Genomic DNA, 23,803 nt, shown 5'->3' with positions numbered 1-23,803 from the left:
CATGACTGACCCGGCACCCGTCGGCGCTCGCCTGCGCTGCGGTCATCACACTCTCGATCTTTCACGTCCCTGCGTCATGGGTATTCTTAACGTGACGCCGGATTCGTTTTCGGATGGTGGCCGACACAACGGCCTGGACGCCGCCCGGCGCCACGCCGAGCGCCTGCTGAACGAGGGGGCGGCCATCCTCGATGTCGGTGGAGAATCGACTCGTCCGGGTGCCGAGGCCGTACCGCTGGAGGTCGAGCGCGAGCGCGTATTGCCGGTGGTCGACATGCTGGTATCGGAGTTCGATGCGCTGGTATCGGTCGATACCAGCACCCCGGAACTGATTGGCGAGATCGCCCAGGCGGGCGCCGGCTTGATCAACGACGTGCGCTCGCTGACTCGTCCGGGTGCGCTGGCGGCAGCGGCGGCCACCGAGCTGCCGGTCTGTCTCATGCATATGCTGGGTGAGCCGCGAACGATGCAGCAGGCCCCCCATTACGAGCGGCCGGTCGAGATCGCCGTGGCCGATTTTCTCCGCGAAAGAGTGGCGGCCTGCGAGGCGGCGGGAATTGGGCGCGAGCGGCTGCTGCTGGATCCCGGGTTCGGTTTTGCCAAGACCCTCGAGCATAATCTGCGACTGCTCAATCGGCTGGAATCGCTGATGGCGCTGGAGTTGCCGCTCTTGGTGGGCATGTCGCGCAAGAGCATGATCGGCCAGACATTGGGGCGCCCCGTCGACCAGCGACTCCCCGGCGGATTGGCCTTGGCGGTGATGGCGGTGGAACGGGGCGCTAGAATCGTCAGAGCGCACGATGTCGCCTCCACGGTGGATGCAATCAATATGGCTTGGACTGTGCTTCAGGAGCGACCTTGCTTCAGGAACGACCAGCTTCAGGAACGACCAGCTTCAGGAACGGAGCGATCATGAGTAGACGTTATTTTGGTACCGACGGTATTCGCGGGACCGTCGGCGAGTATCCCATCACTGCCGATTTCATGCTCAAGCTGGGCTGGGCGATGGGCCGGGTGCTGGCCCGCAAGCTCTCCGGTCATCAGGCGCGGCACAAGTTTTCCCAGTCGACGCGGCCCAAGGTGATCATCGGCAAGGACACGCGGATCTCGGGTTACATGTTCGAATCGGCGCTGGAGGCAGGATTGTCGGCCGCCGGTGCCGATGTGTCGTTGCTGGGCCCCATGCCGACGCCGGGTATCGCCTATCTGACCCGGACGTTTCGTGCCGATGCTGGCATCGTGATCTCCGCGTCACACAATCCGTACCAAGACAACGGCATCAAGTTCTTCTCGGCGGAAGGGCTGAAGCTCGCCGACGAGGTCGAAACGGAGATCGAGAACGAGCTGGATAGACCGCTGGAGACGATGGCGCCGAATCAGCTCGGCAAGGCGGTCCGGATCAACGATGCCGCCGGACGCTATATCGAATTCTGCAAATCCACGGTCCACAATCGTCTCGAGCTGCACGGCCTGCGAATCGTGCTGGACTGCGCCCACGGGGCGACCTATCACATCGCACCCAATGTCTTTCGCGAGCTGGGAGCCGACGTCAGCGTGATCGGCGGCGAGCCCGACGGTCTCAATATCAACCAGGACGTAGGCTCGACGCATACCGGTCGCTTGAGCGAAGCCGTGCTGGCACGCCAGGCCGACCTGGGTATCGCCTTTGACGGCGACGGCGACCGGGTGCTGCTGATCGATCGCCACGGCAAGCTGGTGGATGGCGACGAGATTCTCTATATCATCGCGCGGGATCTGCACGCCCGGGGCAAGCTCAATGGCGGGGTCGTGGGTACGCTCATGACCAACTTCGGTCTGGCGGCGGCTTTCGAAAAACAGGGCATTCCCTTCGAGCGGGCCAAGGTGGGCGATCGATATGTGGTCGAACGGCTGCTCGCCAACGATTGGCTGCTGGGGGGCGAGGCGTCCGGCCACATCGTCTGCCGCAACGTACAGACGACCGGGGACGGAATCGTCGCCGCGCTGCAGGTGTTGGCGGTGATGATGCGAGAAGGCGCGCCGCTGGAGCAGCTGCTCGATGGCTTCGAGAAGGCGCCGCAGTCGCTGATCAATGTTCGACTGCCCGCGGGCTTCGATGCCAGATCGCTGTTGGACAGCCAGGCGCTGCGCCAGACGGTAAGTTCGGTCGAAGATGAGCTGGGCGGTAGCGGTCGGGTGTTGTTGCGCCCGTCGGGCACGGAGCCGTTGATCCGGGTCATGGTGGAAGGACGGCCACGATTCGATGTTCAAGCCATGGCCCAACGGATCGCCGATAGCGTCGAAACCTTGATCGCCTGAACCAACGAGATAGCCGGCGGCACTTGTTGTCTTGCTGTCAAGGCTCTTATACCATGTCGCACCACCGATGGGAGGTTGCATGCGCAAGCCGTTGATCGCGGGTAACTGGAAGATGAACGGCTCGGCGGAATTGGTCGAGACGTTTGGTCGAGCATTCGCCGAGATTGAGTTGCCGTCGCCAGCCGACGTGGTGATCCATCCTCCGTTTCCCTACCTCGATGCCGCGCGCCGCGCGTTCGCGGACACGCCTCTCGGCCTGGGTGCGCAAACGCTGAATCCGTTGTCCTCCGGTGCGCGCACCGGTGAAGTCAGCGGCCAGATGCTCGGCGAATTCGGGGTCGAGTACGTGCTGGTTGGCCACTCCGAGCGTCGCCAGCTCTTTCAGGAAAGCGACGAGCAAGTTTACGAGCGTGTGGTCGCCGCGCTTCAGGCTGGGATCAGCCCGATCCTGTGCGTGGGCGAGACGCTCGAAGAGCGCGATGCCGGCCACTCCGAGGAAGTCGTGTTGCGTCAGGTAGGCTACGTCATGGCCCGGCTCGAGCCGAGTCAACGGCGACAGATGACGCTTGCTTACGAGCCCGTCTGGGCCATCGGTACCGGACGTACTGCGACACCGGAGCAGGCTCAGCAGATGATGGCCGCGATTCGCGCCTATCAGGCCGGCTTCGACCGTGAGTTGGCCGAGTCGCTGCGTCTGCTTTACGGCGGCAGCATGAGTGCGGATAACGCACGGGCGTTGCTCGCGCAGCAAGATATCGACGGCGGCCTGATCGGCGGAGCGTCGCTCAAGGTCGACGATTTTATAGCGATTTGTCAGTCAGCAGGTTGATTTCATGCAAATAGCAATTTTGTTGGTTCACGTTCTGGCCGCCATCGCACTGGTGGTGTTTGTCCTGCTGCAGCAGGGCAAGGGAGCCGAAGCGGGCGCGGCTTTTGGCGGCGGTTCCTCGCAGACCGTCTTCGGTTCGCGCGGTAGCGGCGGGTTTCTGTCCAAGCTGACAGGTGGTCTGGCGGCGCTGTTTTTCGTCACGTCGCTGGGGCTCGCATACTTCGCCACCAACGCGGGCAATGCGCCGCAAAGTGGTATTCCCGACGCTCAAGTGATCGAGCAGCAACAAAATGGCGCCCCTTCGCTTGACGATGGTGCCCAAAGCGGGAATAATGCTGCGCCAGCACTCGAGGAAGGTGGCGGTCAGGAATCGTCAAATCCTTGAGTGGAAAGGAAAACTCGCTACGTTTAGCTAGACCCGTAGATGTGGCGAGATTGGTGTAGCGCTTAGGTGCTACACACCCCTGATGCCGAAGTGGTGGAATTGGTAGACACGCTATCTTGAGGGGGTAGTGACCTTATGGTCGTGCGGGTTCAAGTCCCGCCTTCGGCACCATCGCCAAGCTTACCGATTCGGTAAGTCGGGCGATAAAGCAAGAGTTCCAGCAAGACGATTCCGATTGCCGATGTCGGCAAAAAGAATCGGGCGATATCACGGCCTTCCTTGACCCATCTCAAGGTCGTTTCTATAATCGCCAACCTGATGTTGCGGGGTGGAGCAGTCTGGTAGCTCGTCGGGCTCATAACCCGAAGGTCATCGGTTCAAATCCGGTCCCCGCTACCAAGTTTTTTGAAAGGCCCCTTCCTGAGAAGGGGCTTTTTGTTAGCGGCTCTGTCGTTTTCAACGTGTTGTCGTTGTCGACGTCGCTGCTGACGCCAATGCCAGTCAGCCACCTAGCACCTTGCATGTCTCTCAACTCCCGGTCAGGTGCCTGATGCAACTGCTGTAGGAGTCGTTTGTGGTCACCAAGGACGCAGCACTGTATGCGCTCATCGAGCCGGTGGTTACCGCCATGGGCTTCGAGCTGTGGGGCCTCGATTATCTGGCTCAGGGTAAGCACTCCAAGCTGATGGTCTATATCGATAGCCCCAACGGCATCTCGGTCGATGATTGCGCTGGCGTCAGTCGCCAGATCAGCGGCGTCATGGATGTCGAAGATCCCATCCCGGGCAATTACAGCCTGGAGGTTTCCTCTCCAGGACTCGATCGCCCACTTTATACGCTTGATCATTTTTCGCGCTTTCGCGGCCAGGTGGTGCAGCTCAAGCTACGCACCGCGTTTGATGGTCGGCGCAAGTTTCAGGGGCGCTTGGCCGGTATCGACGGCGACGAAGTGCTGCTGCACATGGACTCGGAAGAATACTGCTTTCCCATCGAAAGCATCGATCAGGCTCGCGTCGTCCCGCAGTTCGACGACTGATTTCGATCACCTGTTATTCGATAACCCAGTTGTTCGAGACTGACATTCGAGACTGACTCATTCATTCGAGATCGACTCAGTTATTCGAGATCAAGAACCGGTTTTTCGGCGAGGCATAGCCATGAGCAAAGAGATACTGCTGGTCGTTGACGCCATCTCCAATGAGAAGAGCGTGCCCCGAGACGTCATTTTCGAGGCGGTCGAGGCGGCGTTGGCCAGCGCGTCGCGCAAGCGTTTCGAAGGCCAGGACGTCAGCATTCGCGTTCAGATTGATCGCCGCACCGGCGAGTACGATACTTTCCGCCGCTGGGTCGTGGTCGAAGACGAAGAGTATCTCAGTGAAGATCGCGAAGTGCCGCTGTCCGAGGCGGAAAAACGCGAGCCTCCGCTGGCAGCAGGCGATGTCATCGAAGATCAGGTCGAGTCGGTGGCGTTCGGACGGATCGCCGCCCAGACCGCCAAGCAGGTCATCGTGCAGAAGGTGCGCGAGGCCGAGCGGGCCCAGATCGTCAAGCAGTACACCGAGCGGGAAGGTGAGCTGGTGGCGGGTATCGTCAAGAAAACGACACGTGATGGCCTGATCATTGACCTTGGCGAGAATGCCGAAGGGTTTCTGCCGCGAGGCGAGATGATTCCCGGCGAGCGTTACCGCATGAACGAGCGGGTGCGCGCGCTGCTGTGGAAGGTCGATGCGGAAGCACGCGGCTCTCAGCTGATTCTGTCGCGGACCAAGCCGGGTGTACTGGTCGAGCTGTTCAAGATCGAAGTACCGGAAATTGCCGAACAATTGATCGAGATCAAGGGGGCCGCCCGGGACCCGGGTGCGCGCGCCAAGATCGCGGTCAAGACCAATGACAGGCGCATCGATCCGGTCGGTGCCTGTGTCGGCATGCGTGGTTCACGCGTGCAAGCGGTGTCCAACGAGCTGCGTAACGAGCGCGTGGACATCATATTATGGGACGACAACCCTGCGCAGTTGGTGATCAATGCCATGGCGCCGGCGGAAGTCGCTTCCATCCTCGTCGACGAGGACGCCCATTCGATGGACGTCGCCGTTGGCGAAGACAACCTCGCTCAGGCCATCGGTCGTAGCGGACAGAACGTCAGGCTCGCCAGCGAGTTGACGGGCTGGACGCTCAACGTCATGACCGTCGATGAAGCCGAGGGTAAACGCGAGCAGGAAGTCGACAGCCTGGTCGAATATTTCATCAACCATCTCGAGATCGACGAAGACGTTGCCCGTATCCTGGTCGAGGAAGGGTTCACGACGATCGAAGAGCTGGCCTATGTGCCGCTCGAAGAGATGCTGGAGATCGAAGAGTTCGATGAGGATCTGGTCGAGGAACTTCGTGCACGAGCCAAGGATGAGCTTCTCAACTTGGCCATCGCGTCGGAAGAGCAGCTGGATGGCGCTCAGCCCGCCGAAGACCTTCTCACGATGGACGGCATGGACCGCCACCTGGCTTTCATTCTTGCCAGCCGTGGCATCGTCACCATGGAGGACCTCGCAGAACAGTCCATCGAGGATTTGAAGGATATCGAAGACGTGGACGAGGAGCGCGCAGCGGCACTGATCATGACTGCCCGTGCGCCTTGGTTTCAGAGCGAAGAGTAACGTGGTCACGGGTTCAGGAGGGTCGTAATGTCAGACATGACCGTAGAAGAGTTTGCCGGCAAGGTGGGACGCGATGTGTCCCGCTTGCTGGAACAGATGAAGGATGCGGGTTTGCCGCATCAGAAAGAAAGCGACGCGGTCTCCGAAGAAGACAAGCAACGTCTGCTCGATCACCTGACCAAGAGTCACGGTGGTGGCCGCGGCCCGCGCAATCGCATCACCTTGACGCGCAACACCCGCAGCAAGATCCGTTCGGGCGAGCGCGGCAAGACCATCGAGGTGCAGGTGCGTAAGAAGCGGACCTACGTCAAACGGGATGCGGAACCGGTCGAGGAAGCACCGGCCGAGGAGAGCGGGCCGCGTCAGCTGGTTGGCGACATGGCCGACCAGGCGCAGCAGCAGGCTGACCAGCAGTCCAGCGCCGAGGTGGCCAACGAGTCGGTTCAGGAAAGTGCCGGCCAGGAGGTCTCCAACAAGGCAGCTGCACCGGCTCCCGAGCCGCAGGCGCCAGGTGCCGACATTTCTCAGGAGCCGCAGGTCGAGGACAACGAGCCGACTTCCAACAGTCAGCCGTTCGTCGAGGCGCCGCCCAAGGAACCGCGTACCGAGAATCGTCGCGCCCATCCGAAGAAGGACAAGGAGCGTGATCAGGGTCGCCGCGGACGCCGTGACGACAACGATGATCGCTCCGAGCGTCGTCGCGGTACCGGTGCCAAGAAGGTCAAGCGTGCCGAGCGTCGCGGCAGTCGCCGCGGTCGCAGCGACAACGAGCACGGCTTCCAGCGTCCGACTCAGCCGATCGTGCGCGAAGTCGCCCTGCCGGAGTCGATCAGCGTTGCCGAGCTGGCGGACAAGATGTCGGTCAAGGCCAACGAAGTGATCAAGGCCATGTTCAACATGGGCGCGGCGGTCACCATCAACCAGACCATCGATCAGGACACTGCCGCGATCGTGGTCGAGGAGATGGGGCACAAGCCGAAGCTGGTCAAGGAAGATGCGCTCGAGACCGCAGTGCTTGAAGGCATCTCCTATGAAGGCGACGAGATCACCCGTTCGCCGGTCGTGACCGTCATGGGTCACGTAGACCACGGCAAGACTTCGCTGCTCGACTTCATCCGTCGGACCAAGGTCGCGACTGGCGAAGCCGGGGGTATCACCCAGCATATCGGGGCGTACCACGTCGAAGGCGAACATGGTGGCGTCACTTTCCTGGATACCCCGGGTCACGCAGCGTTTACCGCCATGCGTGCTCGTGGTGCCCAGGCGACCGACGTCGTCATCCTGGTCGTCGCGGCGGACGATGGTGTAATGCCGCAGACGGTCGAAGCCGTCGAGCACGCCAAGGCCGCCAACGTGCCGCTGGTTGTCGCGATCAACAAGATCGACAAGGAAGGCGCCGATCTCGATCGGATTCGCAACGAGCTGTCTCAGCACGGCGTGATTTCCGAAGAGTGGGGCGGCGATACCCAGTTCGTGTCGGTCTCGGCGAAAACCGGTGACGGCATCGATCAGCTGCTCGAAGCGGTACTGCTGGTTTCCGAAGTGCTCGAGCTCAAGGCCGTTCCCGAAGCGCCCGGCAAGGGTGTGGTGGTCGAATCGCGCCTCGACAAGGGCCGCGGTCCGGTGGCAACGGTGCTGGTACAGAACGGTACGCTCAAGCGTGGCGATATCGTCCTCGCCGGCCTGCATTACGGTCGTGTCCGGGCGTTGACCAACGAACTCGGCAAGCAGGTCGAGACGGTGGGTCCGGCCATGCCGGTCGAGATCCAGGGTCTCGATGGTACGCCAGAAGCCGGCGAAGACTTCATGGTGCTCACCGACGAGAAGAAGGCGCGTGAAATCGCCAACTTCCGCCAGGGCAAGTACCGCGAAGTTCGTCTCGCACGGCAGCAGAAGGCCAAGCTGGAGAACATGTTCAGCCAGATGGGCCAAGGCGATGTCGCCAAGGTCAACGTCGTCCTCAAGGTCGACGTGCAGGGCTCGCTGGAAGCGATCCGTGGCGCACTGGAAGAACTCTCCACCGACGAAGTTCAGGTCGCGGTCGTCTCCTCCGGGGTCGGCGGTATCACCGGAACCGACGCTAACCTGGCGCTCGCCAGTGAAGCGATTTTGGTCGGCTTCAACGTCCGTGCCGACGCCTCCGCTCGCGAAATCGTCGAACGTGAAGGGCTGGATCTGCGCTATTACAGCGTCATCTACCAGCTGATCGACGAGGTCAAGCAGGCCATGAGTGGCATGCTGGCACCGGAGTGGAAAGAAGAGATCGTCGGTATTGCCGAAGTGCGCGATGTGTTCAAGGCGCCGAAGATCGGTGCCATCGCCGGCTGTATGGTCGTCGAGGGCTCCGTTCACCGCAACAAGAAGATCCGTGTCCTGCGCGACAACGTGGTCATCTACGAAGGCGAGCTGGAATCCCTGCGTCGCTTCAAGGATGACGTCAACGAAGTGCGCAACGGCATGGAGTGCGGTATCGGCGTCAAGAACTACAACGACGTCCAGGTCGGTGACAAGATCGAGGTCTTCGATCAGGTCAAGGTCGAGCGTACCCTGTAAGTGACAGGATCCCGCGAGTGCCTGAGTTTTACGACATAGGCGCTTGCGGGATCTCGAGAGGCAACGATGCGCGAATTCAAACGAACCGACCGGGTCGCCGACCAGCTGCAGCAGGAGCTGGCCGTTCTGATCCAGCGCGAGATCAAGGATCCGCGTCTGGGGATGGTCACGGTCAGCTCGGTGACGGTCAGTCGCGATCTGGGTTACGCCGATATCTACGTGACGCTGCTGGGCGAGAACGATCCGGAGCGGGTCAAGGAAAACATGGCCGTGCTCAAGCGGGCGGCCGGGTTTCTGCGCTCCCAGATCGCGCGTCGGATCAAGCTGCGTCACGTCCCCGAGCTACGTTTTCACTACGATGAAAGCGTGGTACGCGGGCACAAGCTGTCGGCCCTGATCGATGAAGCCGTCGGCAGGGACCGTCCGCCGGAAGGCGGTGAGGTGACTCCGGAAGACGAGGCTCACGATAGCGAGTCTCGGAAAGAGGATGGAGAGTCGCGCTGATGGCTCGGCGTCGTAAGGGGTTGCCCATCAATGGCGTGCTGCTGCTCGACAAGCCCAAGGGCGTATCGAGCAATCATGCGCTCCAGCGTGCCAGGCGGTTGTTTCAGGCCCGCAAGGCGGGGCACACCGGCACGCTGGATCCGATGGCAACCGGCTTGTTGCCGGTCTGCCTGGGGGAGGCGACCAAGTTCTCCGCTCACCTGCTCGAAGCCGACAAGGTCTACCGTACCCGAATCAAATTCGGTGAAGTGACTGCCACCGGCGATGCAGACGGTGAAGTGGTTGAGCGCCGGTCGCTGCCTTCGAGACTGGATCATGACGCGGTCGAAGCCGCTCTCGAACGTTTCCGCGGCGAGATCGAGCAGATCCCGCCGATGTATTCGGCGCTGAAGCATCAGGGGCGCAAACTCTACGAGCTTGCGCGTCAGGGCGAAACGGTTGAACGTGCGCCGCGACGCGTGACGATATATGATATGCGCCCGCTCGGCTGGGAGCCCGATGGTCTCTGGTTGCAGGTTCGCTGCAGCAAGGGCACCTACATTCGGACGCTGGCCGAGGATATCGGAGCCGAACTGGGTTTCGGCGCCCACATCACCGCGCTGGAGCGCCTGGAAACAGGACCGTTCGGCAGTGAAGGGCGGCTATCCTTCGAGGCACTCGAGGCGATGAGCGATGAACAACGACTGGCGCAGCTATTGCCGGTCGATGTCATGCTCGCCCATCTTCCGACGCTCGAGGTCGCGGAAAGCGTGGCGCATAGCCTGCTTCTGGGTCAGCGGGCGGCGGTACCGGAAAGCCAATTGGCACCGGGAGCAACCGCAAGACTCTATCGCGACGAATCCTTTCTGGGATTGGTCGAGATGACCGCGCCGGGGGAAGTGACTCCTCGACGTCTGGTCGACACGACAGCAGCGGAACCGAGCTGAGCCTTTTGGGGCCAGACGGACATGCTGTCAGCATCGCTTCGATGCGCCCGTCTTCGTGACGGTTAACCGGGAGGCTGCAAATATGCGTGGTCTCCGACATTCATCATTCAGGCATATTGCTTGCTGGAGAGTTTTTCATGGCACTAACTGCTGAAAAGAAGGCCGAGATCGTCAAGGAATTTGGTCAGGGCGAAAGCGACACCGGTTCCCCGGAAGTCCAGGTCGCACTGCTGAGCGCCAACATCGACGGTCTGCAGGGTCACTTCAAGGATCACAAGCAGGATCACCACTCTCGTCGTGGCCTGATCCGCATGGTTAACCAGCGTCGTAAACTGCTGGACTACCTCAAGGGCAAGGACTTCGAACGCTATCAGGCGTTGATCAAGAAGCTTGGCCTGCGCCGCTAAATCGCTGAGCCGCCGCTTCCGGCGGTCCTAGCGACAGCCGATGGCCTGGTGTCATTGGTGAAAGAGCCCTACCGATCCGCTCGGTGGGGCTTTTTTGTGGGTGCCTGTTTTTCCTCGACCCTGCGGCGCCACTTCCTGCTATCAGGGGGTCTGCGCTCAAATGAGTGATGGAACGTTCAGCCCAAGCTTCGCTTGGCCTCAGGCGTCGAATTGATCGTTTGCACTGATTCGTTCCCGGCGCGCAAGCTGGAGCCTATCTCGAATGACAAATTCAACGACGCAGGAGGACGCATGACGCGACCCAATATTCTGGTACTGATGGCCGACCAGGTGAACGGCACGTTGTTTCAGGACGGGCCGGCGGACTTTCTGCACGCGCCCAATCTCAAGAAGTTGGCCAAACGATCGGTCAATTTCAGCAACGCCTATACGCCGAGCTATCTGTGCGCGCCGGGCCGTGCGGCCTTCATGTCGGGCCAGTTGCCGTCGCGTACCGGCGTCTACGACAACGCCGCCGAATTCCGGTCCGCCGTACCCACTTGGGCCCATCACCTGCGTCGCGCCGGCTACTCGACCTGTCTCTCCGGCAAGATGCATTTCGTGGGTCCGGATCAGTTGCACGGTTTCGAGACGCGTTTGACCACCGATGTCTATCCCGCCGACTTCGGCTGGACGCCGGACTATCGCAAGCCCGGCGAGCGGATCGACTGGTGGTATCACAATCTGGGCTCGGTCACCGGCGCCGGCGTCGCCGAGATCTCCAACCAGATGGAGTACGACGACGAAGTCGCCTTCCACGCCGAGCAGAAACTGTTCGATCTCTCCCGCGGGCATGACGCGCGTCCGTGGTCGATGTGCGTCAGCTTCACCCACCCGCACGACCCTTATGTCGCGCGGCGCAAATTCTGGGATCTGTACGAAGACTGCGAGCATCTCGATCCGGAGCAGGACGTGGTGCCCTTCGACGAACTCGATCCGCACAGTCAGCGGGTCTTCGAGGCCAACGACTACACCAAGTTCGATATCCAGCCGGAAGACGTGCGTCGGGCACGCCGCGGTTATTTCGCCAATATTTCCTATATCGATGACAAGGTCGGTTCGATCCTGGACGTGCTGGAACGGACCCGGATGCTCGACAACACCATCATCGTGGTCTGCTCCGATCACGGCGACATGATTGGCGAGAAGGGGCTGTGGTTCAAAATGAGCCCGTTCGAAGGCTCCTCCAGAGTGCCGCTGATGATTGCCGCGCCGGGCCTCGAACCGCGCTCGGTCAAGGCGCCGGTATCGACCATCGACATCAATGCCACGCTGGCCGATCTGGTGGGCATCGATCTCTCCGAAGTCGAACCCTGGACCGATGGCGAGTCGCTGCTGCCGCTGGCGCGAGGTGGCAGCCGCGAGACGCCGGTCTACATGGAGTACGCCGCCGAGGGCACGCAGGCGCCGCTGGTGACGATTCGCGAAGGCCAGTGGAAGTTCAACCACTGCGAGATCGACCCGCCGCAGCTGTTCGATCTCGAGGCCGATCCGCACGAGACCCGCAATCTGGCCGACGACCCGGGCTACGCCAAGACGCTGGCGGAATTTCAGGCCAAGGTCCGCGAGCGCTGGGACATGCAGCGTTTCGACGCCGAGGTTCGCGAAAGCCAGGCACAGCGGCTGATCGTCTACGAAGCGCTGCGCAACGGGCACTACTATCCGTGGGATCACCAGCCGTTGCAGGACGCTTCCCAGCGCTACATGCGCAACCACATGGATCTCAACATCGTCGAGGAGTCCCAGCGCTTCCCCCGCGGTGAGTGATACGCCGGCTGCAGGAGGCCGAGGCGGCAATCATTTCGCGCCTGACGTATGAGCGAGCGTCGCATCCGCGTATAATCTGTCTACGACGAACGTCCCAGACGAAAGCCGAGCCTGTCTCGGCTTTCGTCTTTTCATTCTGTCGTCGTTTCATTCACGCCCTTTCCCGCGAGATTCCCCGCTGTGCTCTCTACTGCCAACATCACCATGCAGTTTGGCCCCAAGCCGCTGTTCGAGAACGTTTCCGTCAAATTCGGCGGTGGCCATCGCTACGGCTTGATCGGCGCCAACGGCTGCGGCAAGTCTACCTTCATGAAGATTCTGGGGGGCGACCTGGAGCCAAGCGGCGGCCAGGTGATGAAGGATGCCACCACGCGGCTGGGTAAACTGCGCCAGGATCAGTTCGCGTTCGAGAACGAGCGGGTGATCGATACCGTGATCATGGGCCACGAGGAGCTGTGGGAGGTGGCCGCTGAACGCGAGCGGATCTACTCCCAGGCGGCGATGAGCGACGAGGACGGCATGAAGGTCGCCGATCTGGAAGTCCGCTTCGCCGAACTCGAGGGTTATACCGCCGAATCCCGCGCCGGCGAACTACTGCTGGGGCTGGGCATTCCGCTCGAACAGCACACTCAGCCGATGAGCGTGGTGGCGCCGGGCTGGAAGCTGCGGGTGTTATTGGCACAGGCGCTGTTCAGCGATCCCGACGTGCTGCTGCTCGACGAGCCCACCAACCATCTGGATATCAACACCATCCGCTGGCTGGAAGACATCCTGCGGGCGCGCAGCTCGACGATGATCATCATCTCTCACGATCGTCACTTCCTGAACAGCGTCTGCACCCATATGGCGGATCTCGACTACGGCGAGCTGCGGTTGTTCCCGGGCAACTACGACGAGTACATGATCGCCGCGACCCAGGCTCGCGAGCGCCTGCACTCCGAAAACGCCAAGAAGAAAGCCGAGATCGCCGAGCTGCAGCAGTTCGTCAGCCGTTTCTCGGCCAACGCCTCCAAGGCCAAGCAGGCGACATCGCGTCAGCGCAAGATCGACAAGATCCAGCTCGACGAGGTCAAGCCGTCGTCGCGAGTCAGCCCGTTCATCCGTTTCGAGCAGACCAAGAAGATCCATCGCCATGCGCTCACGGCGGAGAAACTCTCCAAGGCGTGGGGCGACAACGTACTGTTCGATCGCCTGGGCCTGCAGATCGAAGCCGGCGAACGGGTGGCGATTATCGGCCCCAACGGCATCGGCAAGACCACGCTGCTCAATTGCCTGGTCGGCACGATGACGCCGGATGCCGGCGAGGTGAAGTGGACCGACGCAGCGGAAGTGGGTTACTTCGCCCAGGACCACGCCGCCGACTTCGAAAGCGGCGAGACGCTGTTCGACTGGATGCGCCAGTGGACCACCGAGGGCGAGCAGACCGTTCGCGGTGCGCTGGGTCGGATGCTGTTCTCCAACGATGACATCGGCAAGTCGGTCAAGGTGATCTCCGGCGGCGAGCAGGGGCGGATGCTGTTCGGCAAGCTGATCCTGCAGAAGCCCAACGTGCTGGTGATGGATGAGCCCACCAACCACCTCGACATGGAATCGATCGAGGCGCTCAACCTGGCACTGGACAACTATCCCGGCACGCTGATTTTCGTCAGCCACGACCGTGAATTCGTCGGCTCGCTGGCCACCAGAATCATCGAGATGAAAGAGGACGGCATCGTCGATTTCAGCGGCAACTACGACGACTATCTGCGCAGCCAGGGCGTATACGGCTAGCGTTCGCTGCACTACCGCTCTCTGACCGGGTTTGGGCTACGCTAAACGACAGCGAGTCCATCCCCTTTCAGGAGCTTCCCGCCATGACATCCGCCCTTCCCCAGCGCATTGATCCGGTCAGGACCGCCCTGGTACTGATCGAATTCCAGAACGATTTCACCTCTGAAGGCGGCGCGCTTCACGACGCCGTGAAAGGCGTGATGGCGGGCAATGACATGCTGGCCAAGACCCGGGATCTGGTCGCCAGAGCGCGTGCCGCGGGCGTCAGCATTCTCCATGCGCCGATTCAGTTCGCGCCGGGGTACGGCGAGATCACGGCCCGACCCTACGGTATTCTGGCGGGTGTCGTCGACGGCAAGACCTTCGTCAAAGGTGAATGGGGTGCCGAAATCTGCGAGGCACTCACGCCGCAGCCCGGTGACATCGTCATCGAAGGCAAGCGCGGCCTGGACACCTTCGCCTCGACCAACCTCGACTTCATCCTGCGCAGCAAGCGTATCGAAACGATCGCCCTGGCCGGTTTCCTGACCAACTGCTGCGTCGAATCGACCATGCGCTCGGGCTACGAGAAGGGTTTCGAGGTGCTGACGCTGACCGATGCCGTCGCCGCCACCAGCGAAGCCGAGCACGATGCCGCCATCGCCTACGACTACCCGATGTTCTCCAGGCCGATGACCAGCGAGGAATTCGCCGGATTACTCCCGGGCGCCGCGTAGGCGCGAAACGTTTCCGGGTCCGGGAGAGAAACGCCGTCGCGAGGGTCTTATGTAAAGATATCTCTTAAAGATCTATCGTAAAGCCGATGGCGATCAACGACTTTTATCATCGGCCAAGTGGATTTCGCCGACACCGCAGTGCCGGCCACACCCGCGCACGGCGGGACTCGACGAAGGAGCGACGAGCGATGATGTCACGAGCAAGATCGGTTTCGGTATTACTGGGTGCCATGTTGACGACCGTGGCGACCGCAGCCATTGCCTTGCCCAGCAGTTTCCCGACCGGTACCACCTATTACGATCCCGAGCGGGCCTACAACGGCTTCGTGCTGTTTCCCGGCGGCGATCTCAAGACGCACCTGATCGACATGAACGGCAACGAGGTTCACCGCTGGGACTACGAAGGTTTTCCTCCGATCCCGCTCTCCGTCGATCAGGCCGACGGCGAAAAAGGCCATCTGCTGGTGCAGCTGGCGCGGGCCGAAAAACCGCCTGAACATGCCAGTCCCGGTAACGGCCTGACCAACGCCTCGGTCGCGGAAGTGAACTGGGACGGTGAGGTGAAATGGCAGTGGGGCAGTCAGCAGGACCCGATCTATCAGCATCACGATATGCGCCGCCTGCCCAACGGCAACAACCTGGTGATGACCGCCGGCATACGGGAACTCAACGGTTTCGACTACGAGATCATCGACAACGCGGTGGAAGAGGTCGATGCGGACGGCAAAGTCGTCTGGTCCTGGACGGCCGGAGACCACCTTGATGAGATGGGTTTCTCCGACGAACGGCTGCGCTCGCTCAAGGATTCCGAGGATCCGGACTTCCTGCATCTGAATACCGCGGTGCCGGTCGGGCCCAATCACTGGTATGACGACGGCGACGAGCGCTTCGCGCCGGACAATATCCTGATCAACTCGCGCAATGCCAACGTCACTTTCATTGTCGATCGCAAGAGCGGCGAGATCGTCTGGCGCATGGGGCCGGATTTCCCAGCGCTGCAATTGACCGGCAAGCTCGGACGCCCGGTCGACCAGACCGTGGGCTCGCACGATGTGCACATCATTCCGGAGGGCCTGCCGGGCGCCGGCAACCTGCTGATCTTCGACAACCAGGGCAATGCGGGCTTCCCGCCGTCGAAGCAGGGGTTCTTCTCTTCGTCCCGCGTGATCGAGGTCGATCCGACCAGCGACAAGATCGTGTGGCAGTACTCCGGCGACATGTCCGGGCGCTCGCCTTACACCTTCTACAGTTCGTTCATCTCGAGCGCGCGTCGGTTGCCCAACGGCAATACGCTGATCGACGAGGGCCAGAACGGCCGTCTATTTCAGATCACGTCGGAAGGCGAGATTGTGTGGGAGTACGTCAGCCCGTTCTTCGGCAAATCGATGCCTGAGGACGACTACGTCACCAATCAGGTCTATCGCGCGCAGCTGGTGGATTACGACTGGGCACCGGACGGCACGCCCCACGAGGAAACCGCGGTGAAGCCGGACTGCGGTCGCTATCCGGCGGCGCCCGGCTGCCATCCGGGCCAGCCCGACGCGCCTTCCGGCACCTGAGCTTCTCGCCCGGCCGGCGTGACGGCAAGCCGTCGCACGCCGGCCGGATGCAGATGAGGTGAGGTCTGCGTAGACTGCATCACACACTTCCCCGCACGAGTCGCCATGACCAGCCACGCCGCAGATTCCTCGCCCGCCACGAATGTCGCTCGGGATGACCATGCTCGGGATGACCATGCTCGGGATGTCTCCTCTCGGGGTGACGCTGCTCGGGATGATACCGCGCTCGATACCTTGATCGTCGGCGCTGGCGCGACCGGGCTGGCGGCGGCCTGGACGCTGGCCAAGCGCGGGCAGAACGTGACCCTGCTCGAAAGCAACGATCAGGTCGGGGGCAATCTGCATACCGAGCGGGACGGCGAGTGGCAGATCGAGCACGGCCCCAACACCGTGATCATGAAGCCGCCGCTGTATGCGTTGCTCGACGAGCTCAACCTGCTTGGCGAAGCTCAGCCCGCCAATGCGGAAAGCACCAAGCGTTTCGTGGTGCTGAACGGCCAGCCCGTGGCGCTGCCGATGAAGCCGCTGGATGCGCTGACCAGCCCGATCATCGGCTGGCGCGGTTGGGCACGGCTCGCTCGCGAGCCGTTCATTGCCCGCTCGACGGCATCGGAAGAGACACTGGCCGCTTTCGTGTCGCGCCGCCTGGGGCCAAGGATTCTCGGACGCATGGTCGATCCGTTCGTCTCCGGCGTCTATGCCGGAGACCCCGCGCGTCTCTCGGTTCAGGCCGCGATGCCACGGCTGGCAGCGATGGAACAGGAGCATCGCTCGCTGATCATTGGCGGTCTCAAGAAGATGCGTCAGGCGCGCCGCGATCCGTCACCGATACCGGTCGAATGGCGGGGCAAACTGGTCAGCTTTCCGCAGGGGCTGCAGCGTCTGACGGACCGGCTGGCAGAGGGGATTACCGCCCAGCCGACCGCGACAATTCAGACCGGCTGCGAGATCCGCGGCATTCGTCGCGAAGGCGAACAGTGGGTCGTCGAGGATCGCAACGGCCGGCAATGGCGGGCCCGTTCGCTGGTGCTGGCGGTGCCGGCGCCCGTGGCGGCAGCGCTGTTGCGCCCGGTGGACGAGCGGCTGGCGAAGCCGCTGGCCGCCATCGCCTATCCGCCGGTCAATGCCATCGCACTGGGTTTCCGCGAGCAGGATATCGCGCACCCGCTGGATGGTTTCGGCGTGCTGATTCCGCGCGCCGAAAAACGCCGAACGCTGGGCGCACTGTTCTCGTCGACGCTGTTCGAGGGTCGCGCGCCAGCCGGCCACAAGCTGCTCAACGTATTCATCGGCGGTCGCCAGAGTCCCGAAGCGGCAGTCGGAGACGATGCGACACAGGTGTCACGGGTACTCGGCGATCTGCGCGATCTGTTGGGCATCCGCGGCGAACCGGTGTGGCAGAAGGTGACACGCTGGCCGCAGGCGATTCCGCAGTACGAAGTCGGTCATCTGGGGAGAATCGAGGCGCTGGATGACGCGCTTCGGGCGTATTCCGGACTGCACCTGGCGGGTAACTGGCGTGGCGGTATCGCGGTGGGCGACTGTCTCGAGAACGGCCGCCTGCTGGGCGAGAAACTGCTGGCGGCCGAGCCGAGCTGACGGCGGAGGCGCCGTCAGGTCAATATCGATTGATCCACTGGCTCAGCCCATCGATCTACTTGTCCACCAGCTCCGCCACCGACGACAGGATCTCCCGGGGACGGAACGGATAGCGTTCGATCTCGGCCTGATCGGCGATACCGCTCAACACCAGCACCGTGTGCATGCCGGCTTCGATACCCGCGACGATATCAGTATCCATGCGATCGCCGATCATCCCGGCGCCGTCCGAGTGGACGCCGAGCTTGTTCAGCGCCGAGCGGAACATCATCGGGTTGGGTTTGCCGACGATATACGGCTTGCGCCCGGTGGCCTCGGTGATCAGCGCCGCGATGGCGCCGGTAGCCGGCAGCACGCCTTCTTGGCTTGGCCCAGTGGCATCCGGGTTGGTGCAGATGAAGCGCGCGCCCTGAAGGATCAGGCGAATCGCCTTGGTGATCGCCTCGAACGAGTAGGAGCGGGTTTCACCGAGCACGACGTAGTCCGGCTTGGTATCGGTCATGATGAAGCCGGCTTCATGAATCGCCGTGGTCAGCCCCGCCTCGCCGACCACGAATGCCGACCCACCCGGCGCCTGATCACGCAGGAACGAGGCCGTCGCCAGTGCCGAGGTCCAGATCTTGTCCTCGGGCACTTCCAGGCCGCTTTGTCTCAAGCGTGCGCTCAAATCCCGCGGGGTGTAGATCGAGTTGTTGGTCAGCACCAGAAACGGGATCTCGCGCTCCCGCCACTGATTGATCAGCTCCGATGCGCCAGGGATGGCCTTGTTCTCGTGGACGAGGACGCCATCCATGTCGGTCAACCAGGATTTGATGTTACGTCGACTCGCGGTGTTGTCTTTTTTGCCGGTCTCTTTACTGGTCTCTTTATTAGTCTCTTTATTAGACATGGGGCCCCTTGGCACGCGTGTGGAGAGATGATCGATACCGAATTACTGGTTCCGCCAGTTTAGCAACTTGTCGGCAACAAGTGATGTCGACTTCACCCGCTCAGTAGCCGCGTTCGGCATCGGCCAGGTCGGGTACGCTGCCCTCGCGCTCGAAGCGTTCGATATTGGCGCTGACGATCCGGCTGCCGGTGGGCGCGTCGATCAGCGAGGCGATGTGAGGCGTCACCGTGATCCTGGGGTGCGACCAGAACGGATGCTCGCTCGGCAGCGGTTCGACATGGAACACGTCCAGCGTGGCGTGACTCAACTGGCCGCTATCCAGCGCGGCGAGCAGATCGTCGTCGACGAGATGTGGGCCGCGCCCGACATTGATCACGCTGGCGCCTTTCGGCAACTTGGCGAAAAGCTCGGCGTTAAGAATGCCCGTCGTTGCGTCGGTCAGCGGCAGCAGGCAGACCAGGATCTCGCAGCGGCCGAGGAATGCCGCGAATTCGGCGTCGCTGGCGAAGGTCGTTATGCCCTCGATCTCGCGTTGCGTGCGTGACCAGCCCAGCGTCTCGAAACCCAGCGCGGAAAGCGTGGAAGCCGCTGCGCTCCCCAGATTGCCGAGCCCCATGACGCCCACGGGGCGATCCGTCGCTGGCGGGACGACCAGCTGCTTCCACTGTCGGGCGCGCTGGTTGGCGCTGATCGTCGGCATGTCGCGATGGTGGCTCAGCACATGCAAGGCCACGTACTCGCGCATGCGCTGGGTCAGATCCGTACCCACGGTGCGAATGATCGGTATTTGGCGTGGCAGCTTCGTATCGGCCAGTACATGATCGATGCCCGCGCCCAGCGACACGATCGCCTTGAGATTGGCAAAGGGCAGGAACGCCCCGTCAGCCGGCTTCCAGACCACGGCATAGGTCACCGCGTCGGCGTCGCTGGGATCATCGATGGAGCGGATCGTCCAGCCGGGCAGCAGCTTCTGAAGCTGTTCGATCCACCAGTCTGTTTTATCCACACCCGGTATTGAGACAACGATGGACATCTTGGAATCCTGGTAGGGATCAGGGGCGCACGACCGGCTCGTCATCGCCGAGCGGTTCGATGTGAAACGGCGCGGGCGCGGCACCGCCGCCGACGGGTTGCGTCGGGTCGTTGATGCCGACGCATTCGCCCGTGGTCGGATTCCGCGATACCGCCGACACGCAGGCGTAGAGCTTGGGGAAAACTACCTGCTGGGCGATCTCCAGTTCGAAACATTGGCCCAGCTTTGCCAGTGTTTCTGGACTGAAGCGCGGGTCGACGCGCACCGAACCACGGTAGCTGGCATCGATTCGCGGATGATGTATCGCATCCTCGACACTCATGTCGAAGTCCATCATCAGCGCGGCGACCTGGGTCACCGCCGGCATGATCAGATTGCCGCCGGAAGCGCCCACCGAGAATCGCGCCTCGCCGTCTTTCACGGCCACCGTCGGGCACATGTTCGACGAGTTGATACGCTTGCCGCCTTCCATGGTGGTGGGGTAGCCGGGGCGCGGGTCGAAGTAGCTGACGCTGTCGTTCATCAGCATCCCGGTGGAGGGCAACGTGACACCGGAACCGAAACGGTTGAGCAGGGTGTAGGTGAGCGCCACCATGTTGCCCTCGGCGTCCACCGACGACATCGATGAGGTGCAGGCGCCCTGTTCCGTTATGACCCCGTTGCGGATCTTGTGCCGCTTCCAGCACTGCTCCAGCGCCTCGGCGTAGGCGAGCCAGGTTTCTGCCGTCGGGTTTTCCGGTGGCGTCGGCATCGCCTCGAGTGCGTATGCCAGCATCTCGCGCTGGCGCAGGCCGCCGGAAACCTCGCCCGGGGTATAGAGCGTATAGCCGCGGTGCTTGGCGGCCATCGGGGCGTACTCGAACACCTCATAGGCGGCGAGATCCGCGCGGGAAATCCGCGAGCCGCCGGCCTGAAGATCGGAGACGATCCGTTCGGCCAGCGCACCACGATAGAACGTTTCGGCGCCGCCCTCGGCAATCTCGCCCAGCGTCTCGGCCAGATTCGGGATTCGCAACCGGCTCTCCGGCGTCGCCGGGTGGCCGCCAGGCAGATAGATCGATGCCGATATCGGGTCGCGGGCCAGCGTGCGCGCGCAAACGCCAATCTGCAGGCTGGTGAACCAGTCGACGTGCAGCCCGCGCTCGGCCAGCTGAATGGCTGGCGTCATGGCGTCACTGCGTGACCGGGAACCGAAGCGCGAGAGCGCATGATCGAGCCCGGCCACGGCACCGGGCACGGTGATCGAGCGATAGCCTTCGATATTGGCGTTGTCGACCACGCCGGGAAAACCCATCGGTGTCGCCGGTAGCGCAGGATCGACCGGGTAATCCTCGAGCCGCATATCGTCGGGCAACGTGCCCTGGAAATCCAGCGCCACCGCGCGCTGCTCCTGCGCCAGCCAGATCACCATGAAGCCGGCACCGCCGAGGCCGCTCATCCACGGCTCGACCGCATTGAGCGCGTAGGCGGTTGCGACAATGGCATCGATGGCGTTGCCGCCGGCGTCGAGCTGCGCGGCGCCGGCCTGCGCCGCCAAGCGATGCTGGGAAGCCACGGCTCCTCGGCTCGAGCGAGCGGCGGGCGTGGTCAGCGTCCAGTTTTCGATATCGCGATGGGGTTGGATCACGAGTTGGGGCCCTTGTTGTCGTGATTCGCTGTTGCCTCGATCAGATCGCCGACCAGCGCCTCCACGTCGTCCAGGTAATCGCTGCCGCTGGACGGCGGCGTCGGATCGGAAGTCATCACCACGGTCATGGCTCGGGATGGCACGATGTAGAGCAACTGGCCGCCATAGCCCCAGCCGTAATAGACCGGCTCGCCGGCGAGTTCGGTGATGAACCAGCCGTAGCCGTAATCGTCACCGTTGAAGAACGATCGCGTGCGCGGCTGCCACGAGCGCTCGATCCAGTCGGCGGAAAGCACGCGCTGGCCGTCGAGTTGACCGTTGTGACGAAACATCTCGCCGAAACGCAGTATCGCCTGCGGCGTCAGCCCCATCTCGTTGCCGCCGAAGTATATGCCTTGCGGGTCGCGTGTCCACGGCGGAATGGCGAAACCCAGCGGCGCGCCCAGCCAGTCTCGCGCGAGCGAAAGCGTGCTGCGCCCGGTCGCTTCGGTGAGTGCGGCCGAAAGCAGATGGCTGTTACCGGTGGAGTAGAGCATGCGACCGCCGGGCTCGGCGACGAAGGGGCGCTCGAGCGCGTCGGCAATCCAGTTCGAGCTGGCGACCCAGGCGCCGTAGTTGCTGCCGGACGTGCGCTCCAGTCCGGCCTGCATCGAGAGCAGGTTGCCGACGGTGATGTGGTTCACGCGAGGATCGATATCGGCGGGGACGCGATTGCCCAGCAGCTCGACTATCGGCTGATCGACGCTCTCGATCACGCCGCGATCGATCGCCGCGCCCACCAGCGCCGAGATCAGCGTCTTGGAGAGCGACTTGATGTTGGCGGTCTCGTCGGTGGCGTGGCCGCGAAATCCTTCGTCGATCACGGTTTTGCCGTCGATGGCGACCATCAGGGTGTGGCTGCGGGGTAGCTCGCGGGCATGTTCGATCGCGCCGGCGCGAGTGGCTTCGGGCAGCGGACTGGCCAGGGTCAGCGACGGTAGCGTCGCCAGCATCAGGCTGATGGCAAGACGCTGCCAGCGAAGACGGGCGGCGACGGAAAAGGGACGGGGAGAGCGGGTAATCGGCATGCGTTGAGTCTGGCGCATGCCGTCAGGTTCTTCCATGCCGTCATGCGGTACTCATCATCAAGCGCTCGTCCTCAAGCCCTGGTCATCAGGACTCGTCATCAGAGAGTGCGCGTCAGACGATTTACGGCAAAGGAACGCCTCAGACCGGGCGGGGCATCGTGCTCTGGCGCCAGGCATGAAGATAGAAGCCGAGGTAGCGCAGGGCGACATAGCCGACGATGGCGGTGGCAACGATCACTTCCAGTATCGCCAGGCCGTGAACGATAGCGATATCGTGCGCGTCGAAGCCGTGGGCCTGCATCCACCCGGCGGTCTTCGAAAGCGCCGTGGCGCCGATCACCATAGGAAACGTGAACGCGGCGTAGCCCGGGCTGTAGGGCAGCCGTAGCAGCTTGAAGAAGGCCAGGTAGATGATCAGGGTCATCAGCACCGCGATGCCGCCGAGCAGGGCGATCAACAGCGGCGATGGCTCGGTGATCACGGTGAGATATCCGGCCAGCGACAGGCTCGCGGGTGCCGCCACGATGGCGATAGTCGGCTTGGCCGGGTCGGGAATTTCCGGCGCGAAGATCAGCCGATAGATCATCACCGGCAGCAGGATGGCGTAGAGCCCCATGCCGAGGTAGAGCAGACCGATGGCTAGCGGCTGCAGCGCCGCGACACCCGGAAACGCGACATCGGCGACGATGATCCCCACCGGCGGTACGAACCAGGCCGGCACCATATGGTGAAGTTCGAAAGCCTTTGCCCGATGCACGACGAAAGCGGCGAAAAAACCCAGGTGAAGCGCCACCGCGGCGAGCCAGAGGGCGACGCCAGCCTCCGGCATCAGCCAGTCTCCTACGGCTTTCGACACCACCATCAGCGCCATGGCGAAGGTCGGGACGACGCTACCGACGACGGGATGCGCCAGGTCCGCCCAGAGCAGGTGCGGGTGAAGCACGAACTTGGCGCCGAGAACCAGCAGCAGGATCGCGGCGATTGCCGCGCCGCTCAGCTGTGCCACGCCGCCTAGCGGCGCGAAACTTTCCCAGCTCCAGCCCAGGCTGGAGATACCCAGCGCCAGGCCGGCCATCGGGGTCGGGGCGGTCTGGAGTCGCTGAGACATAGCGGGCATGGAGGTTCTCCTCGAAATCGATGGAGACACCTTATGGCAATTCGAGCTATCGTTATATTTTAACTTT

20 protein-coding genes and 2 tRNA genes are annotated in these 23,803 nt (G+C 62.4%); 17 read left to right on the top strand and 5 right to left on the bottom strand.

All coding sequences use genetic code 11. From position 1 onward, the window contains the following. The first annotated feature begins 1 nt into the window (after position 1). The 17 genes from folP to hemG all read left to right on the top strand — a co-directional run bounded on the left by folP (position 2) and on the right by hemG (position 18,003). Positions 2-916: a dihydropteroate synthase gene (gene folP, locus DOM58_RS12555; protein ID WP_245392256.1), complete on the top strand. Its 915-nt coding sequence runs from the start codon at positions 2-4 to the stop codon at positions 914-916. Then, positions 913-2,298: a phosphoglucosamine mutase gene (glmM, locus tag DOM58_RS12550; RefSeq protein WP_110693130.1), complete on the top strand. Its 1,386-nt coding sequence runs from the start codon at positions 913-915 to the stop codon at positions 2,296-2,298. Before folP ends, glmM begins: the two co-directional genes overlap by 4 nt. Positions 2,299-2,377: 79 nt before the next feature. Further along, positions 2,378-3,127 carry a triose-phosphate isomerase gene (gene tpiA / locus DOM58_RS12545; protein WP_110693129.1) on the top strand — a complete coding sequence of 250 codons (750 nt, stop codon included), beginning with the start codon at positions 2,378-2,380 and terminating at the stop codon, positions 3,125-3,127. Between the two features lie 4 nt (positions 3,128-3,131). After that, entirely contained in the window at positions 3,132-3,512 is a 381-nt protein-coding gene (secG, locus tag DOM58_RS12540) for a preprotein translocase subunit SecG (RefSeq protein ID WP_075560507.1), read from the top strand. 84 nt (positions 3,513-3,596) lie between these two features. Continuing rightward, positions 3,597-3,683, top strand: a tRNA-Leu gene (locus DOM58_RS12535). A gap of 151 nt (positions 3,684-3,834) precedes the next feature. Further along, positions 3,835-3,911, top strand: a tRNA-Met gene (locus tag DOM58_RS12525). Between the two features lie 175 nt (positions 3,912-4,086). After that, complete coding sequence (gene rimP / locus DOM58_RS12520; RefSeq protein WP_075560508.1) at positions 4,087-4,548, top strand: ribosome maturation factor RimP; 462 nt, start codon at positions 4,087-4,089, stop codon at positions 4,546-4,548. Positions 4,549-4,669: 121 nt separating this feature from the next. After that, entirely contained in the window at positions 4,670-6,163 is a 1,494-nt protein-coding gene (gene nusA, locus DOM58_RS12515; RefSeq protein ID WP_075560509.1) for a transcription termination factor NusA, read from the top strand. A gap of 27 nt (positions 6,164-6,190) precedes the next feature. After that, complete coding sequence (infB, locus tag DOM58_RS12510; protein ID WP_110693127.1) at positions 6,191-8,716, top strand: translation initiation factor IF-2; 2,526 nt, start codon at positions 6,191-6,193, stop codon at positions 8,714-8,716. A gap of 66 nt (positions 8,717-8,782) precedes the next feature. Beyond that, positions 8,783-9,220: a 30S ribosome-binding factor RbfA gene (gene rbfA, locus DOM58_RS12505; RefSeq protein ID WP_110693126.1), complete on the top strand. Its 438-nt coding sequence runs from the start codon at positions 8,783-8,785 to the stop codon at positions 9,218-9,220. Beyond that, positions 9,220-10,146: a tRNA pseudouridine(55) synthase TruB gene (truB, locus tag DOM58_RS12500; RefSeq protein ID WP_110693125.1), complete on the top strand. Its 927-nt coding sequence runs from the start codon at positions 9,220-9,222 to the stop codon at positions 10,144-10,146. The genes rbfA and truB overlap by 1 nt, the downstream gene beginning before the upstream one ends. Before the next feature lie 137 nt (positions 10,147-10,283). Beyond that, on the top strand, positions 10,284-10,553 hold the full coding sequence (gene rpsO / locus DOM58_RS12495; protein ID WP_075560513.1) for a 30S ribosomal protein S15: 270 nt from the start codon (positions 10,284-10,286) through the stop codon (positions 10,551-10,553). Positions 10,554-10,844: 291 nt separating this feature from the next. After that, positions 10,845-12,359 carry a choline-sulfatase gene (gene betC / locus DOM58_RS12490; protein ID WP_110693124.1) on the top strand — a complete coding sequence of 505 codons (1,515 nt, stop codon included), beginning with the start codon at positions 10,845-10,847 and terminating at the stop codon, positions 12,357-12,359. Positions 12,360-12,539: 180 nt separating this feature from the next. Continuing rightward, a complete protein-coding gene (locus DOM58_RS12485; protein WP_110693123.1) occupies positions 12,540-14,129 on the top strand; it encodes an ABC-F family ATPase in 1,590 nt (529 codons plus the stop codon). 83 nt (positions 14,130-14,212) lie between these two features. Then, on the top strand, positions 14,213-14,845 hold the full coding sequence (locus tag DOM58_RS12480; protein WP_110693122.1) for a cysteine hydrolase family protein: 633 nt from the start codon (positions 14,213-14,215) through the stop codon (positions 14,843-14,845). Positions 14,846-15,036: 191 nt separating this feature from the next. Next, complete coding sequence (locus DOM58_RS12475) at positions 15,037-16,404, top strand: aryl-sulfate sulfotransferase (protein ID WP_223162180.1); 1,368 nt, start codon at positions 15,037-15,039, stop codon at positions 16,402-16,404. A gap of 105 nt (positions 16,405-16,509) precedes the next feature. After that, positions 16,510-18,003 carry a protoporphyrinogen oxidase gene (gene hemG, locus DOM58_RS12470; protein ID WP_110693120.1) on the top strand — a complete coding sequence of 498 codons (1,494 nt, stop codon included), beginning with the start codon at positions 16,510-16,512 and terminating at the stop codon, positions 18,001-18,003. A 55-nt stretch (positions 18,004-18,058) separates the two neighbouring features. On the opposite strand, the gene DOM58_RS12465 is transcribed toward hemG, so the two are convergent. The 5 genes from DOM58_RS12465 to DOM58_RS12445 form a co-directional block, all read right to left on the bottom strand. Further along, entirely contained in the window at positions 18,059-18,892 is an 834-nt protein-coding gene (locus DOM58_RS12465; protein WP_110693119.1) for an HAD-IIA family hydrolase, read from the bottom strand. A 100-nt stretch (positions 18,893-18,992) separates the two neighbouring features. Further along, the gene (locus DOM58_RS12460; RefSeq protein WP_110693118.1) at positions 18,993-19,925 is read right to left on the bottom strand and encodes a 2-hydroxyacid dehydrogenase; all 933 of its coding nucleotides are present in this window, start codon (positions 19,923-19,925) and stop codon (positions 18,993-18,995) included. Between the two features lie 19 nt (positions 19,926-19,944). After that, positions 19,945-21,552, bottom strand: a complete 1,608-nt coding sequence (locus tag DOM58_RS12455) for a gamma-glutamyltransferase (RefSeq protein ID WP_223162178.1) — start codon at positions 21,550-21,552, stop codon at positions 19,945-19,947. Beyond that, positions 21,549-22,655, bottom strand: coding sequence for a serine hydrolase domain-containing protein (locus DOM58_RS12450; protein WP_245392255.1), 1,107 nt, complete (start codon positions 22,653-22,655; stop codon positions 21,549-21,551). Before DOM58_RS12450 ends, DOM58_RS12455 begins: the two co-directional genes overlap by 4 nt. Positions 22,656-22,758: 103 nt before the next feature. Then, a complete protein-coding gene (locus tag DOM58_RS12445) occupies positions 22,759-23,736 on the bottom strand; it encodes a TDT family transporter (protein ID WP_110693117.1) in 978 nt (325 codons plus the stop codon). Between the last annotated feature and the right edge of the window lie 67 nt (positions 23,737-23,803).

Origin of the sequence: Salinicola halophyticus (genome assembly GCF_003206695.1) — a bacterium.
Classification (GTDB): Bacteria; Pseudomonadota; Gammaproteobacteria; order Pseudomonadales; family Halomonadaceae; genus Salinicola; species Salinicola halophyticus.
The sequence above is the reverse complement of the archived record's forward strand: the minus strand, read 5'-3'. Positions and strand labels throughout refer to the sequence as shown.